This is a genomic window from Nonomuraea sp. NPDC049637, from assembly GCF_040675235.1.
Taxonomy (GTDB): Bacteria; Actinomycetota; Actinomycetes; order Streptosporangiales; family Streptosporangiaceae; genus Nonomuraea.
Window position 1 is genome coordinate 98,162 of sequence record NZ_JBFAOM010000007.1, and the last position, 15,289, is coordinate 113,450.

Here is a 15,289-nt window from a genome sequence, read left to right on the forward strand (position 1 = left end):
ATCACATCCGGAAGACGCCGTAGCCGGCGGGTTCGAGCGGCGCGTTGGCCGCCGCGGACAGGGCAAGGCCGAGGACGGTGCGGGTGTCGAGCGGGTCGATCACGCCGTCGTCCCAGAGCCGGGCGGTGGAGTAGTAGGGGTTGCCCTGGTGCTCGTACTGGGCGCGGATGGCGTCGGGGTCGGCGTTGCCGACCGTGGTCAGCACGTTCGCCGCCTGCTCGCCGCCCATGACGGAGATGCGGGCGTTGGGCCACATCCACAGGAACCTGGGCGAGTACGCCCGTCCGGCCATGGCGTAGTTGCCCGCCCCGAACGAGCCGCCGATCACCACCGTGAACTTGGGCACCCGCGCGCACGACACGGCCGTCACCATCTTGGCGCCGTGCTTGGCGATGCCGCCCGCCTCGTACGCCTTGCCGACCATGAACCCGCTGATGTTCTGCAGGAACACCAGCGGGATGCGGCGCTGGTCGCACAGCTCGATGAAGTGCGCGCCCTTCATCGCCGACTCGCTGAACAGGATGCCGTTGTTGGCCACGATGCCCACCGGGTGGCCGTGCAGGTGTGCGAAGCCGGTGACGAGGGTGGAGCCGTACTCGGCCTTGAACTCCAGGAAGCGCGAGCCGTCCACCAGGCGGGCGATGACCTCGCGCACGTCGTAGGGCTGGCGGGTGTCGGCCGGGACGAGGCCGTAGAGGTCGCGCGGGTCGTGCCGCGGCTCCTCGGGCGCGACCGTGTCCCAGGGACGGGGCGCCCGGGGGGCCAGCGTCGAGACGATGTCGCGGACGATGGCCAGGGCGTGGGCGTCGTCCTCGGCCAGGTGGTCGGTGACGCCGCTGACCCGGGAGTGCAGGTCGCCGCCGCCCAGCTCCTCGGCCGTGACCTCCTCGCCGGTGGCCGCCTTCACCAGGGGCGGACCGCCCAGGAAGATCGTGCCCTGGCCGCGGACGATGACCGCCTCGTCGCTCATGGCCGGCACGTACGCGCCGCCGGCGGTGCACGAGCCGAGCACCGCGGCGATCTGCGGGATGCCGCGGGCCGACATCGTGGCCTGGTTGTAGAAGATGCGCCCGAAGTGCTCCCGGTCGGGGAAGACCTCGTCCTGTCTGGGGAGGAACGCGCCGCCGGAGTCGACCAGGTAGATGCAGGGCAGGTGGTTGTGCAGGGCCACCTCCTGCGCGCGCAGGTGCTTCTTGACGGTCATCGGGTAGTACGTGCCGCCCTTGACGGTCGCGTCGTTGGCCACGACCACGCACTCGCGCCCGGCCACCCTGCCGACGCCGGTGATGATCCCGGCGGCGGGCGCCTGGTCGTCGTAGAGGCCGCCGGCCGCCAGCGGCGACAGCTCCAGGAAGCGGGAACCCGGGTCGAGCAGCCCGTCGACGCGGTCGCGCGGCAGCAGCTTGCCCCGCTCGACGTGGCGCTGCCGCGACCGCTCGGGACCGCCGAGCGCCGCCGCGGCCAGCCGTTCGAGCAGCTCGGCGGCCAGCCTCTCGTTGAGCTCGGCGTTGCGCTTGTACGCCTCGCTCCCGGGCTCCACGGCCGACTTCAGCACCGGCCAGTCGCTCATGAGTCCCCTCTCGTCATGGCCGAGATGTTAGTCATCATTAACGTAATCGTCTAGCATGTGAGACGTGACCACTGCCTCCACACCTACCCGCGAGCGCGGCAGAAGGCGCATGGAGATCCTCGCGGCGGCCGCCCGGCTGTTCGCCGCCCGCGGTTTCCACGGGGTCTCCATCGAGGACATCGGGGGCGCGGTCGGCGTCTCGGGTCCCGCGCTCTACCGGCACTTCAGCGGCAAGGAGGCGCTGCTCGCCGAGATGCTGCTCGACGTCAGCTCCCGGCTGCGGGAGTCGGCGGTGGCGGTGGCGACCTCCTCCGGCGGCCCGGCCGAGACGCTCGACGCGCTGCTCAACGTGCAGATCACGTTCGCGCTCGACCAGCCGGCGCTGATCACCGTGCACGACCGCGAGCTGGGAAACGTGCCCGAGCCGGAGCGGCGCAGGATCAGGCGGCTGCAGCGGCTCTACGTCGAGGAGTGGGTGACCGTGCTGGCCGAGCTGCACCCGGCGTGCCCGCCGGCCCGGCTGCGCGCGGCGACGCACGCGGTGTTCGGCCTGCTCAACTCGACGCCGCACAGCGCGGGCGAGCTGCCCCCGCACGACATGCGCCCCCTGCTGCACACGATGGCCCGCGCCGCGATCGAAGCCAGCGTTAACCATCACTAACTGGCCGCCGGCGATTCCCGCTGTACGAAAACCCCCGATACGCCGTAAACCTCTGCAAACGGTCATGGACCAGGGTTAAACGGACCGGACCACAATCTGTCATGCACTCCGGCAGACGGCGGCGGCGATGACGGACATAATCAGGGTGTGGCGCGCGACACTGTTGAGACACATTTCATCCAATCCGTTGAGGCGCTGAAGTCAGGCCCTGCCCGAGATCCCGGCGGCCCGGTGCGCGAGGGCACGTCGCTCACCGGCGACCGGTGCCGGACCCTGTTCCAGCGCCAGCTCGACAGCCGCCTGCTCGACATCGCCGCCCGCTGGCTCCGCGAGCAGAACGAGGGCTTCTACACGATCGGGTCGGCCGGCCACGAGGGCAACGCGGCGGTCGCCGCCGCGGCCCGGGCGAGCGACCCGGCGCTGCTGCACTACCGGTCCGGCGCCTTCTACCTGACCAGGTCCGAGCAGGCCGGCCGGCTGCCCGAGCAGGGCCTGCGCGACGTGCTGATGGGCCTGACCGCGGCCGCCGACGAGCCGATCGCGGGCGGCCGGCACAAGGTGTTCGGCCACCCCCACCTGGCCGTCATCCCGCAGACCTCGACGATCGCCAGCCACCTGCCACGCGCCGTGGGCGTGGCCTTCGCCATCGAACGGGCCGCCGCGCTCGGCGACCGGTCGGCCTGGCCGCCCGACGCCATCGCCGTGTGCAGCTTCGGCGACGCCTCGATCAACCACGCCAGCGCCCTGACCGGGCTCAACACCGCCTCCTACGCCACCTTCCAGGGGCAGCCGCTGCCCATCCTGTTCGTGTGCGAGGACAACGGCATCGGCATCAGCGTCCGCACCCCCAAGGGCTGGGTGGAGGCGGCGGCGCGGCGGCCGGGCATCGCCTACTTCGCCGCCGACGGCTGCGACCTGGCCGACGCCTACGACGCCGCCACGCTCGCCGTCCAGCACGTCCGCGCCAACCGCTCCCCCGCGTTCCTGCACCTGTCCACCGTGCGGCTGATGGGGCACGCCGGGTCCGACGTCGAGTCGGCCTACCGCACCCAGCGGGAGCTGCGGGCCGACCTGGAGCGCGACCCGCTCGTCCGCACCGCGCGGCTGCTGGTGGAGGCCGGTCTGGAGACGCCGGAGGAGCTGCTCAAGACGTACGAGTCGGCGCGCGAGCACATCCTGCGCATCGCCCTGGAGACCACCCGCGCCCCGCGGCTCGGCTCGGCCGCGGAGGTCATGGAGCCGATCGCGCCGCGCCGCCCCGAGCTGATCGCCAACATCAGCCCGACCGCGGCCGAGGGCCCGATCAGGGAGAAGGCCTTCGCCGGCACGCTGCCCGAGACGGAGAAGCCGCTGACGTTGTCGCAGACCATCAACCGCACGCTCGCCGACGCGCTGGTGGTCTACCCCGAGATGACGGTCTTCGGCGAGGACGTCGCCAAAAAGGGCGGCGTCTACGGCGTCACCCGGGGGCTGCAGAAGCGGTTCGGCGGCTCGCGGGTGTTCGACACGCTCCTCGACGAGCAGGCCATCCTCGGCCTCGCGCTCGGCTCGGCGGTGTCCAACCAGCTCCCGGTGCCGGAGATCCAGTACCTGGCCTACCTGCACAACGCGCTCGACCAGATCCGCGGCGAGGGCGCCACCCTGTCGTTCTTCTCGCGCGGCGCCTACACCAACGGCATGGTCGTCCGCGTCGCCGGCTACGCCTACCAGAAGGGCTTCGGCGGCCACTTCCACAACGACAACGCGGTGGCCGCGCTGCGCGACATCCCGGGCCTGGTCCTGGCCTCGCCCGCGCGTCCCGACGACGCCGCCGCCATGTTGCGCACCTGCCTGGCCGCCGCCCGTACGGCCGGGTCGGTCTGCGTGTTCCTGGAGCCGATCGCGCTCTATCACACGCGTGACCTGTTCGAGGAGGGCGACGGCGGCTGGCTGGCGCCGTACACGCCGCCGGGGCGCTGGCGCGAGACGCACGTCCCCGTCGGCCGGGCCCGCTCGTACGGCGAGGGCCGTGACCTGACGATCGTGACGTTCGGCAACGGGCTGCGGATGAGCCTGCGCGCCGCGGTCCGGCTCACCCAGGAGGGCTACGGCTGCCGCGTCCTCGACCTGCGCTGGCTGGCCCCGCTGCCGGTGGACGACCTGCTGCGGGCGGCCGAGCTGACCGGCAAAGTGCTGATCGCCGACGAGACCCGCCACTCCGGGGGCGTGTCCGAGGGCGTGACGACCGAGCTGATCGACGCCGGGTTCACCGGGCAGGTGGCCCGGGTGACCTCGGCCGACAGCTTCATCCCGCTGGGCGACGCGGCCAACCACGTGCTGCTGTCGGAGGAGGAGATCGAGCAGGCGGCGCGCAAGCTACTGGGCTGAGCGCGCCCCTCTGACGCAGGCCGGCTTCGACCAGGCGACCGTGGTGGCCGCCGAGATGCGCAGCGGCACGCCCACCAGGAAGCAGTAGCCGGTGTCCGGGTCGAGCCCGGCGACGCGGCCGCTGGTGGCGCCCGTGCCGAGGGCGACGACGGTCACGTCGCCCCCGCCCGCCCGCGTACGTTGCAGGACGACCGGGTAGCGGCGGGCGTCGGCCGGGAGCGCCCAGCTCAGCTCCACCAGGGCGCCGCGGTCGGCGGTGACCTTGAGCCTGCGGGGGGCGAGCGCGGCGACGTCCCGCTTGCTGATCGGCGGAGGGGTGGTGGCGGCGGTCGCCGCGGGGGTCGCCGCGGGGGTCGCGGCCTCGGGGCGGCGGTCGGTGGGGCCCGAACCGGCGGGCGGCTGCAGCGACAGGTAGACGGCCAGGCCGGTGCCGCCGATCGCCACGGCCGCGACCGAGCCCCCGATCAGCAGGCGCCTCCCGAGGCTCCCGGCCCCGGCAGGCGGCGCCGTGACCGCCTCCCGCCTCGCCCCGCCCACGTCTCCGGTCGTGGGGGCTCCGCGCCGAGCGCCGCCCACGTTCCCCGTCGTGGGGGCCTCCCGCCTTCCCCCACCCACGTTCCCCGTCGTGGGGGCCTCCCGCCTTCCCCCGCCCACGCTCCCCACGCGGCCGGGCAGAGGCGGGGCGGGGGCGTGGGGGAGGCGGCTGCCGGTGGCGGGGAGGGAGGAGTCGCCGGGGTGCGGCGGGGCCTGCGGGCCGCCGCGCGGGCGGCGCGGGACGGTGGACGTCGCCGGCCCGGGCCCCGGATCCTGGCCCACCAGGTCGGTCACCGGCAACCCCAGCTCGGCCTGCACCTCCTGCAACCGCCACGCCAGCTCTCTGGCCGAGCCCGGCCGCAGCCCGGGCTGCTTGGACATCGCGTGCAGGATCGTGCCGAACACCGCCGGCGGCACGTCCGGCCGGTTGATCGGCGGCGGGTCGAGGCTCAGCACCCGGTACATCAGCGGCGCGATCGACGGGTCGGCCGGGTTGTGGAAGGCGGGCTGCCCGGCCAGCAGGTGGTAGAGCGTCGAGCCCAGGGAGTAGATGTCGCCGGAGACCGAGTGCGGCTGCCCGGTGAGCACCTCCGGGGCGGCGTGCAGCGGGGTGAACGCCTGGGAGGTGGCCGAGATCTCCGCGTTGTCCACCACCCTGGCCACGCCGAAGTCGGCGATGGCGGGCTCGCCGTAGCGGGAGACGAGGATGTTCTGCGGCTTGATGTCGCCGTGCAGCACCCCGGCCTCGTGCACGGCGGCCAGCGCGCCGGCCAGCTTGACGCCCGCGCGCAGCACGTCGGGCACGCCGAGCGGCCCCTCCTTGCGGACCCTGTCGCGCAGCGAGCCGTTCTCGAAGAAGTCCATCGCGATGTACGGCTTGCCCGAGCGCGTCACGCCGGTGTCGAAGACGGTCACGACGTTGGGATGGCCGGTCAGGCGGCCGGTGAGCCGGAGCTCGCGCTGGAAGCGGCGCATGGTGCGCTGGTCGACCCGGTCGACCGACAGGACCTTCAGCGCCACGACCCGGTCGAGGCGCTCCTGGTAGGCGCGGTAGACGACGGCGAAACCGCCCTGGCCCGCCTGGTCGAGCACCCGGTAGCCGGGCGCGTCCTCGGCTGGCAACACGGCACTCCCCCCTGTTGCCGGTGAGTTTAATGTGAAATTTCGGCTTTCAAGGGGTCAACGGGTTCATCAGGTACGCCCCGAACACCACCGACACGGCGGCCACGACCAGGAAGAAGAAGACGTAGAAGCCGCCGGGCAGGAACGTCAGCCGGGCGAGCTGATCGGCGTCGGAGTCTCTGGCCTGCCGCCGGCGCCGCTTGCGCTGCAGCTCGACGATCGGCCGGACGCCGCCGAACAGCAGGAACCACGTCGCGACCATGGCCACGATCTGCTGGACCTCGGCGGGCGCGTACATGGACAGGGCGAACACCGCGCCCCCGGTGACCAGCAGGATCAGCGCGCCGTAGAGGTTGCGGATCAGCAGCAGCATGCACACCAGGAAGAGCAGCACGCTCCAGATCAGCAGCGTGATGCGGCCCTGCTCGGTCAGCCAGGCGGCGGCCAGCCCCAGCAGCGAGGGGGCCAGGTAGCCGGCGAGCGCGGTCAGCACCATGCCGGGGCCGTTGGGGCGGCCCCTGGTCAGCGTGACGCCGGAGGTGTCGGAGTGGAGCCGGATGCCTTCGAGCTTGCGCCGGGTGAGCAGCGCCATGACCGCGTGGCCGCCCTCGTGGGCGATCGTGATCAGGCCCCTGGACACCTGCCAGGGTGTGCGGAACGCGACGACCGCCAGCGCGGCCAGCGCCGAGACCAGCACGACCCAGGGGTCGGGGTCAGGCTGAACCTTGATCAGGTGGGTCCAGAGCATGTCCATCGAGGAGAAACACTAGCCGGGTAAAGTCCCGGCTGTGGCCGCAGAACTACATTCTGACGCGGACGTTCCGGCGTGGTGGCGCGACCTCGGGCTGCCGGGCGTGATCGACCTGCATGTGCACTTCCTGCCCGAACGAATGGAACGCCGGGTCTGGCATCACTTCAACCACGGCGGCCCGCTGATGGGCGCCGGCTGGAAGATCGAGTACGAACAGCCGGTCGAGGAGCGGCTGACGAGGCTGCGCGAGATGGGCGTACGGCGTTTCCCCGCCCTGGCGTACGCGCACCGGCCGGACATGGCCCGCGACCTCAACGCCTGGACGCTCGACTTCGCCCGCCGCAACCCCGACTGCCTGCCGTCGGCGACGTTCTACCCCGAGCCGGGCGTCGCCGGCTATGTGCGCGCGGCGCTGGCGGACGGCGTCCAGATCTTCAAGGTGCACCTCCAGGTCGGCGGCTTCGACCCGGCCGCGCCCGAGCTGACCGAGGTCTGGGGGCTGCTGGCGGAGTCGGGCGTGCCCGTGGTCGTGCACGCCAGCTCGGTGCCCGTGCCCGGCGGCCACGTGGGGCCGGGGCCGATCGGCGCGGTGCTGGCCGCCCATCCGCGGCTGCGGGCGGTGATCGCGCATCTGGGCATGCCCGAGTACGAGCCGTTCTTCGAGCTGGCCGTCCGCCATGAGCGGGTCGCCCTGGACACCACCATGGCCTTCACCGACTTCTCCGAGCGCGGCATGCCGTTTCCCCACCGATTGCGCCCGGTTCTGCGTGATCTCGGGCTTTCGGGGAAGGTGGTGCTCGGCAGCGATTTCCCGACGATCCCGTACCCCTACGCGCACCAGCTCGACGCACTCGCCCGCCTGGATCTCAGCGAGCAGTGGCTGCGGGCGGTGTGCTGGGACAATGGTGCGGCCATGATTCGATAGCAAGGTGAACGATCGGCACGTGGCGCTCATCAGCGCCTTCTACGACGCTCTGGGTCGCGCGGACTTCGCGGCCATGGAGCGCTGCTACCACCCCGAGATCAGTTTCGGCGACCCCATCTTCCAGGAGGTCGAGGGCCGCGACCGGGTGATGGCGATGTGGCGGTTGCAGCTCGGCGTGCGCGACGGACTGAGATCCGCCTACCGCGACGTCCAGGCCGACGAGTTCAGCGGCTCGGCCCACTGGACGGCCAGCTACACCTTCTCCTCCACCGGCCGCACGGTCGTCAACGAGATCGACGCGCTGTTCAGGTTCGAGGACGACCTCATCGTCCGCCACCACGACGATTTCGACTTCAGGCGCTGGTCCAGAATGGCTCTCGGCAGGCCGCAGGGGCTGCTGTTCGGCTGGACGCCGATGTGGCGCAAGACCATCAGGGACCGGGCGACCCAGGAGCTCGACAGCCTGGTGTCCCCACAGTAAGTAGTCGACACGGCAACCGGAACGGAGGGTGCATGGCCAGGGTGAAGGGGTTCAGGCGCAGCGGTGACAACCGCGAGGAGGCGCCGGAGCACTCGATGGACCCGCGCGCCGCCGAGGAGCACCCCTACCGGCCCACCGTGATCGACAACGCCGTCTACCAGAACGGCGAGCGGGTCGACAACCCCGGCTCGCTCGCCGACGCCTTCGAACGACTCAAGCAGATGCCGGACAGCATGGCCTGGATCGGCCTCTACCGTCCGAAGGAGTGGGAGCTGGTCAAGCTCGCCGAGGAGTTCGAGCTGCACGAGCTGGCGCTGGAGGACGCGATCGTCGGCTCCCAGCGGGCCAAGGCCGACCGCTACGGCGACACGCTGTTCGTGGTGCTGCGCGCCGCCCGCTACCTCGACGACGTGGAGGAGGTGGCCTTCGGCGAGCTGCACGTCTTCGTCGGCCCCAACTTCGTGATCACCGTGCGCCACGCCGAGGCCCCCGACCTGCAGGGCGTGCGCAAGCGCATGGAGTCCGACCCCGACCTGCTGCGCCAGGGCCCGCAGGCCGTCCTGTACGCGATCCTCGACGCCGTGGTCGACGGTTACGCGCCGGTGGTGGCCGGGCTGCAGAAGGACATCGAGGAGATCGAGGTCGAGGTCTTCAGCGGCGACCCCTCGGTGTCGCGGCGCGTCTACGAGCTGTCCGGCGAGGTGATCGAGTTCCAGCGGGCCACCGCGCCGCTGGTGGGCATGATCCACGGCTTCATCGCCGGCGCCGCCAAGTACGGCGTCAACGACGAGCTGCAGAGCTACCTGCGCGACGTCGCCGACCACGCGATCACCGTGACCGAGCGCATCTCGGCCTTCCGCCAGATGTTGCAGAACATCCTGGTGGTCAACTCCACGCTGGTGACCCAGGCCCAGAACGCGGAGATGGCCCGCATGACCGAGGCCAGCATCCAGCAGGGCGAGGAGGTCAAGAAGATCTCCGCGTGGGCGGCCATCCTGTTCGCCCCGACGCTGGTCGGCACCATCTACGGGATGAACTTCGACTTCATGCCCGAGACCCACTGGGTGTTCGGCTACCCGTTCGCGATCCTGCTGATGGCGGCGGTGTGCATGGTGCTCTACATGGTCTTCAAACGCCGCGACTGGCTCTAGGGCCCGCCGCGGTCGGCCGTGGTCCGCTGCGGTACGCCGTGGTCCGCCGTGGTCCGCCGTGGTCCGCCGCGGGCGTTGGTCCGCGAAACTAACCACGTGGTAGGTTCTTGGGCGAGCCGGTGGAGGGCCGATCCCGCGGTCCCCCGGCCCGCATTCGCAGCCCGCGTGCCCCCAGACCCAGAAAGGCCGGCCGGTGACCGAACCGACGCCACGGCGAGGGAGCAAGGGCGAGCGCACGCGCGCCCGCATCCTCGACTCCGCCACGGAGCTGTTCTCCCGCTCGGGTTTCCACGCGGTGTCGCTGCGCGACATCGCCGCGCACGCGGGCCTGACCCACGCAGGGCTGCTGCACCACTTCCCCGGCAAGGAGAGCCTGCTCATCCAGGTGCTCAGCCGCCGCGACGAGGTCGACGGCGAGCTGATGGGCGGCCCCGACGACGGGCTCTCGCCGCAGGAGCTGCTCGACCGCGCGGTCGAGCAGGTCGCCAGGAACATGGGCACGCCCGGCCTGGTCGGGCTGTACGTGAAGATCTCCGGCGAGGCCGCCGATCCCGGCCATCCCGCCCACGACTACTTCGTCCAGCGCTACCGCAGGCTGCGCCGGCAGGCCGCGTGGCTGCTCGGCGCCCTGTTCGAACGCGCCACGCCGCCGCTCGACCACGATCCCGACGCCGTCGCCCAGCAGCTCATCGCGCTCGTCGACGGCCTGCAGACGCAGTGGCTGCTCGACCCGGACCAGGTGGACATGCGTGCCGCCGTCATCACCTTCCTCAAGCAACTAGGACTGCAGCCCAGATAACGAGGTGTTCCATGGCTCTCCCCCCCGACCTCACCACGGCAGAGAAGGCGTCGCTCACGTCCGGGAGCGACACCTGGCACACCACGGCGGTCCGCGACGCGGTGCCCGCGCTCACGCTGTCGGACGGGCCGCACGGCATCCGCCGCCAGCGCGAGGACGCCGGCGACGCGCTCGGCCTGACCCGCAGCGAGCCCGCCACGTGCTTCCCGCCCGCCGTGGCCCTCGGCTCCTCGTGGGACCCGGCGCTGGCCCGCCGGGTGGGCGCGGCGCTGGCCAAGGAGGCCGCCGCGCTGGGGGTGGACGTCGTGCTCGGCCCGGGGGTGAACATCAAGCGGTCGCCGCTGTGCGGGCGCAACTTCGAGTACTTCTCCGAGGATCCGTACCTCACCGGGGTGATGGGGGCGGCGCTGGTCACCGGCGTCCAGTCGCGCGGCGTCGGGGCCTGCGTGAAGCACTTCGCGGTCAACAACCAGGAGACCGACCGCATGCGGATCAGCGCGGACGTCGACGAGCGCACGCTGCGCGAGATCTACCTGCCCGCCTTCGAGCACATCGTCCGCGAGGCCCGCCCGTACGCGATCATGAGCTCCTACAACCGCGTCAACGGCGTGTACGCCTCCCAGCACCGCTGGCTGCTGACCACCCTGCTGCGCGAGGAGTGGGGCTTCGACGGCCTGGTGATGTCGGACTGGGGCGCGGTCAACGACCGGGTGGCGGCCCTCGAAGCCGGCCTGGACCTGGAGATGCCGCCCACCGGCACCGACGGCCTGATCGAGGACGCGGTGCGCTCGGGCCGCCTGCCCGAGTCCGTGCTCGACCTGGCGGCGGGCCGCGTGGCCGGGCTCGCCGAACGCGTCGCCGGCCGCGAGCGGCACGACGGCTGGGACGTCGACGAGCACCACGAGCTGGCCCGCGAGGCCGCCCGCGCCTCCGCAGTGCTGCTGAAGAACGACGGCGTGCTGCCGCTCGCCCCCGGCCTGCGCGTGGCCGTGCTGGGCGAGCTCGCCCGCACCCCGCGCTACCAGGGCCACGGCAGCTCGCACGTGGTGCCCACCCGCCTGGACACCGCGCTCGACGCGCTCGGCCGGGCCGTCGAGGGGCTGACGTTCGCCGCCGGCTACCGGCTCGACGGCCAGGCCGACGCCGACCTGGCCCGGGAGGCCGTGGAGAGCGCGGCCGCGGCGGAGGTGGCCGTGGTGTTCCTCGGCCTGCCCGAGGCCGCCGAGTCCGAAGGCTTCGACCGCACCTCGATCGACCTGCCCGGCGTCCAGGTCGAGCTGCTGCACCAGGTGGCCGAGGTGTGCCCGCGGGTGGTCGTCGTGCTGTCCAACGGCGGGGTCGTGTCGGTGGCCGGGTGGCGGCATCTCGCCTCGGCCGTCCTGGAGGGCTGGCTGCTCGGCCAGGCGGGCGGCGCGGCGCTGGCCGACCTGCTGCTCGGCACGCACAGCCCGTCCGGACGGCTCACCGAGACGATCCCGCTGCGCCTCGCCGACGTGCCGTCCCACCTGCACTTCCCCGGCTCCGACGGCCACGTCGTGTACGGCGAGGGCCGCTACGTCGGCTACCGGCACCACGACACGCTGGGCACCGAGGTCGCCTACCCCTTCGGCCACGGGCTGACCTACACCCGGTTCGAGTACTCCGACCTGGACGTGCACGAGACCGGCCCGCACACCTGGGACGTCGCCTTCACCGTCACCAACACCGGCGACCGCCACGGCCAGGAGGTGGCCCAGCTCTACGTCGCCTTCGAGGCCGAACATCCCTCGCGGCCCCGCCACGGGCTGCGCGCCTTCGCCAAGGTCGGCCTGGCCCCTGGGGCGAGCGAGCACGTACGGCTCACTCTCGGGCCGCGCGACCTGGCGCGGTGGTCGGTGACGCGCGGCGGCTGGCGGATCGACCCCGGCGCGTTCACCGTCGAGGTGGGCGCGTCGTCACGGGACATCCGGCTGCGCGCGGAGCTGAGCACGCCCGGCGACGGATATGTGGGCGAACTGAGTGAGATGTCCACGCTGGGCGAGTGGCTGGCGCACCCGGTGGGCGGCCGGGTGCTGAAGGAACGGCTCCGGCAGGCCCCGGGGCTGCCCGACCTCGACCGGACCGATTCGCCGTTGGTGGGGCTGGCGCTCGGCATCCCGTTGATCAAGTTCCGCACGTTCGGCATCGGCCTGACGGCCGAGGTCGTCGCCGACCTCGTCACCGCCACCCGGAACGCCGTCCCAGGGGATGACCGTTAGGCCGTCCATCCATCCGTCCTCTTGGGCAAACCCCATGACCGTCCCCCCAAGAGGACGCACCCTCATCTCCCCCAGCAGCACCGCGCCCTCCACACTCAGCCTCGCCACCAGCGCTCGTCTCCCTTCACCTGACACCCACCCCAACACTTCCTCCTCGCCTTTATCCAACAAATAATGCGTTTAGTCTATTTATCATTACGAACTCCCCACTTCTAATTCATCAGCCCAGAGCCGAATTACGCGAGGCCCCTTTTTCATTTCACCGACGCCGACGCGGCGGGCTAATATGCCATCGACCACCCCTCCCCCGCCCCCAAAGCGCAACGAAATCGGGTGATGATGGCGACGCAGCACGAAATAACCGCCGCCCGGCGTCACATCGAACGGCTGCGCGACGAACACGCCAACGACCTGACCGCCCTGATCCGTCTGGTGGACGGCGGCGCGCTCAAGGGCCCCGCCGGCGACAGCCTCGCCGCCGACCTGCGCACCTGGGACCACGGCTTCAAGGACCTCTTCACCCGGGCACTGAGGCTGCTCGACACACTGCACCCGTCCGAGCCCGCCTCATGACCCCTCCCGTGGGCATCGACCCCGCCCTGATGACCCAGCTCATCAACGGCATGAACCGAGCAGGCCGCACGCTCCCCGACATCGGCCTCCAAGTCGAACGAGCCCTCACCACCCTCGGCCTGTCCCTGTGGGGGCCGGCCCAGCTGTCGACCATCGGCCGCCAGCTGCACGACCGGATCCCCACACTCCAGGGCCGTCTCGACCTCATCCTCGCCACCCCGGACCGGCGCCCCGGCGAAGACGGCGTCCTGTGGGCCGACGAATCCCCATGGCTGTCGAAATCCCCCTCCGAAGGCACGGCCGCGGCCACCGCACTGGCCGCGCGACTCCGTGCAAAAATCGCATCCCATTCACTCGACGCAGAATCCGTCGCCGAACTCGAACGTCACAAGAACGACCCGTTCTTCGCCGTGGCCTTCCTCACCCTGATGCCGCCACGTGAACTCAAATCGCTCATAGCCCGCGCCTACTCCTCCGACCTCCCGCCCGGCGACCGTCCCCTCCTCTACGACACGGCCACCCAGGACAGGTTCCTCACCATGCTCAGCACCCTGCTGGGCACCGCCTCCCACGGCGTCGGCCGGATGCGCCTGGCCGCCGACTACGCCGACCGCCTGATCGAGGACATCGGCCACCCCCAGGACGCGTTCGCCGTGAAAAGACTCCTCCAGGACGGCGACTTCGACCACACCTTCCTGCTCACCCTGGTCCGCAAGCTGCACGACCAGGACCTGGCCCATCCCCCCGACCTGTCCCTCCCCCGAGATCCCTGGACGCTCCCCGGCCCCAGAGACGTCTCCCCCGGCGACCTCAGCCCCATGGGCACCGCCCTGATCGCCCTGGCCCACCACCCCGCCGTGGCCCAGGACTTCTTCACCGACCCCGCTCGCAAACCCCTCGCGTACCTGATGCGCACCCACCCCTGGCTCGGCGACGCCGACGCCGACCTCGGCTGGGCCATCCAGGCCGCCACCACGGAGTTCCGCGACCACGACCTGCCACCGGGCGGATCACGCGGCTACAAGTCCGCCCTGATCGCCTCATGGGCGGTCCGCTTCTGGAGCGACCCCAAGGTCCAGACCAACCTCCCCTCCACCCGCCCCCACCTCGGCACCGTCCTCACCCAGTACATCGGCGATGTACACCGCTCCGCGCAAATCTTCAGCAAGGAGGTGCCGGGCGTCGTAAGCGGTCTTGATCCGGCCAAGGAACTGCCCGGCTGGAAACCCTATGGTTCGAGATTCGATGCGGATGAAATCCGCAGGGCCATGACGTGGGCCTTCGAGGACGAAGAAACATTCCGGACGGTCGCCGCCGCGCATGGCCTCTACGCCGTCAGGATGCTGGACGAACTCGCGGCAAAGGTCGCCACAGAGGTGGAACGCGGCTTCATCACATGGCAAGAGGCACACCCAGAAGCAACACAGCAGCAGCGAGACAACATGCGCCAGGACATCCTCGAGGAGCGCATGGCTCGTAGCGGAGGGGCGGAGTTCGCCGGGGCAGTGGGCAGTCTCGGCATGACGACCTGGTTGGTCACGGATGCCGCCAACATTTCCTCGATCGCAAAGGCGAAAGCTGACGACGTCCGCCTGAACTCCTTCAAGAGCTTGACCGAACAGGTGGTCGGTCTGATCCCGATGCCATCGGGGAAGTTCGTCGGACTCATGACCGACACAGCCAAAGGGTTGATGTTCGATAAGGTTCCACCGAGTCATGAGGAGCAGGCTCGCCAGGACGCCGACACTGCACTGGGCGCGGCCAAGCACATGTTCACCGATCTGACGGCATCCGTAATGATGCGCCACGGCCTGTTCGGTGACGCTTCTGCCCAGACTCACCCGTACTACTATGAAGATTTCTCGCCTGGTGCGCCGGGGCATTTCATTGCGGACAGGTCCATCAAACCTTGGGCCGAGATGAACGCTGAACAACGTTCCGCCTACGACGAGTGGCTGTCCCTGCCCGTAACAGCCCGCGTCTTTGGCCAGCCCGATGTCGCCATTGCACTAAGTTTCAAGGCGGCGGAAAAGCAATATGGCGGGGATGACTCATGAGAAGGAAACTATCGCTTTTGTGCATTGCCCCTCTCCTGCCCCTCCTGGCGGCATGCTCATC

12 protein-coding genes are annotated in these 15,289 nt (G+C 70.9%); 9 read left to right on the plus strand and 3 right to left on the minus strand.

Annotation, left to right across the window (positions count from 1 at the left end):
• Nucleotide 1: 1 nt before the first annotated feature.
• The gene (locus tag AB0J71_RS12470) at nucleotides 2-1,570 is read right to left on the minus strand and encodes a carboxyl transferase domain-containing protein (RefSeq protein WP_364414095.1); all 1,569 of its coding nucleotides are present in this window, start codon (nucleotides 1,568-1,570) and stop codon (nucleotides 2-4) included.
• Nucleotides 1,571-1,679: 109 nt separating this feature from the next.
• Between AB0J71_RS12470 and AB0J71_RS12475 the strand changes: the two genes are divergently transcribed.
• Together AB0J71_RS12475 and AB0J71_RS12480 are read left to right on the plus strand one after the other, a co-directional pair.
• Nucleotides 1,680-2,231 carry a TetR/AcrR family transcriptional regulator gene (locus AB0J71_RS12475; RefSeq protein WP_352320333.1) on the plus strand — a complete coding sequence of 184 codons (552 nt, stop codon included), beginning with the start codon at nucleotides 1,680-1,682 and terminating at the stop codon, nucleotides 2,229-2,231.
• 231 nt (nucleotides 2,232-2,462) lie between these two features.
• Complete coding sequence (locus AB0J71_RS12480; RefSeq protein WP_352320294.1) at nucleotides 2,463-4,598, plus strand: thiamine pyrophosphate-dependent enzyme; 2,136 nt, start codon at nucleotides 2,463-2,465, stop codon at nucleotides 4,596-4,598.
• Here AB0J71_RS12480 and AB0J71_RS12485 read toward each other — a convergent pair.
• Both AB0J71_RS12485 and AB0J71_RS12490 read right to left on the minus strand, forming a co-directional pair.
• The gene (locus tag AB0J71_RS12485) at nucleotides 4,587-6,257 is read right to left on the minus strand and encodes a protein kinase (protein ID WP_364414097.1); all 1,671 of its coding nucleotides are present in this window, start codon (nucleotides 6,255-6,257) and stop codon (nucleotides 4,587-4,589) included. The genes AB0J71_RS12480 and AB0J71_RS12485 overlap by 12 nt on opposite strands.
• A 46-nt stretch (nucleotides 6,258-6,303) precedes the next feature.
• Complete coding sequence (locus tag AB0J71_RS12490; protein WP_352320298.1) at nucleotides 6,304-7,008, minus strand: M50 family metallopeptidase; 705 nt, start codon at nucleotides 7,006-7,008, stop codon at nucleotides 6,304-6,306.
• A gap of 34 nt (nucleotides 7,009-7,042) precedes the next feature.
• On the opposite strand from AB0J71_RS12490, the gene AB0J71_RS12495 reads away from it, so the two are divergent.
• From AB0J71_RS12495 to AB0J71_RS12525, 7 genes are all read left to right on the plus strand, one after another.
• Nucleotides 7,043-7,930: an amidohydrolase family protein gene (locus tag AB0J71_RS12495; RefSeq protein WP_364414099.1), complete on the plus strand. Its 888-nt coding sequence runs from the start codon at nucleotides 7,043-7,045 to the stop codon at nucleotides 7,928-7,930.
• Between the two features lie 4 nt (nucleotides 7,931-7,934).
• A complete protein-coding gene (locus AB0J71_RS12500) occupies nucleotides 7,935-8,411 on the plus strand; it encodes a nuclear transport factor 2 family protein (protein ID WP_352320302.1) in 477 nt (158 codons plus the stop codon).
• Nucleotides 8,412-8,443: 32 nt separating this feature from the next.
• Nucleotides 8,444-9,562, plus strand: a complete 1,119-nt coding sequence (locus AB0J71_RS12505; RefSeq protein WP_352320304.1) for a magnesium and cobalt transport protein CorA — start codon at nucleotides 8,444-8,446, stop codon at nucleotides 9,560-9,562.
• A 193-nt stretch (nucleotides 9,563-9,755) separates the two neighbouring features.
• Nucleotides 9,756-10,361 (plus strand): TetR/AcrR family transcriptional regulator, encoded by a 606-nt coding sequence (locus AB0J71_RS12510; protein ID WP_352320306.1) that lies wholly within the window; start codon nucleotides 9,756-9,758, stop codon nucleotides 10,359-10,361.
• Between the two features lie 11 nt (nucleotides 10,362-10,372).
• On the plus strand, nucleotides 10,373-12,598 hold the full coding sequence (locus AB0J71_RS12515; RefSeq protein ID WP_364414101.1) for a glycoside hydrolase family 3 C-terminal domain-containing protein: 2,226 nt from the start codon (nucleotides 10,373-10,375) through the stop codon (nucleotides 12,596-12,598).
• Nucleotides 12,599-12,934: 336 nt separating this feature from the next.
• Complete coding sequence (locus AB0J71_RS12520; RefSeq protein WP_352320310.1) at nucleotides 12,935-13,171, plus strand: hypothetical protein; 237 nt, start codon at nucleotides 12,935-12,937, stop codon at nucleotides 13,169-13,171.
• Between the two features lie 8 nt (nucleotides 13,172-13,179).
• Nucleotides 13,180-15,228 (plus strand): hypothetical protein, encoded by a 2,049-nt coding sequence (locus tag AB0J71_RS12525; RefSeq protein WP_364414103.1) that lies wholly within the window; start codon nucleotides 13,180-13,182, stop codon nucleotides 15,226-15,228.
• The last annotated feature ends 61 nt before the right edge of the window (nucleotides 15,229-15,289 follow it).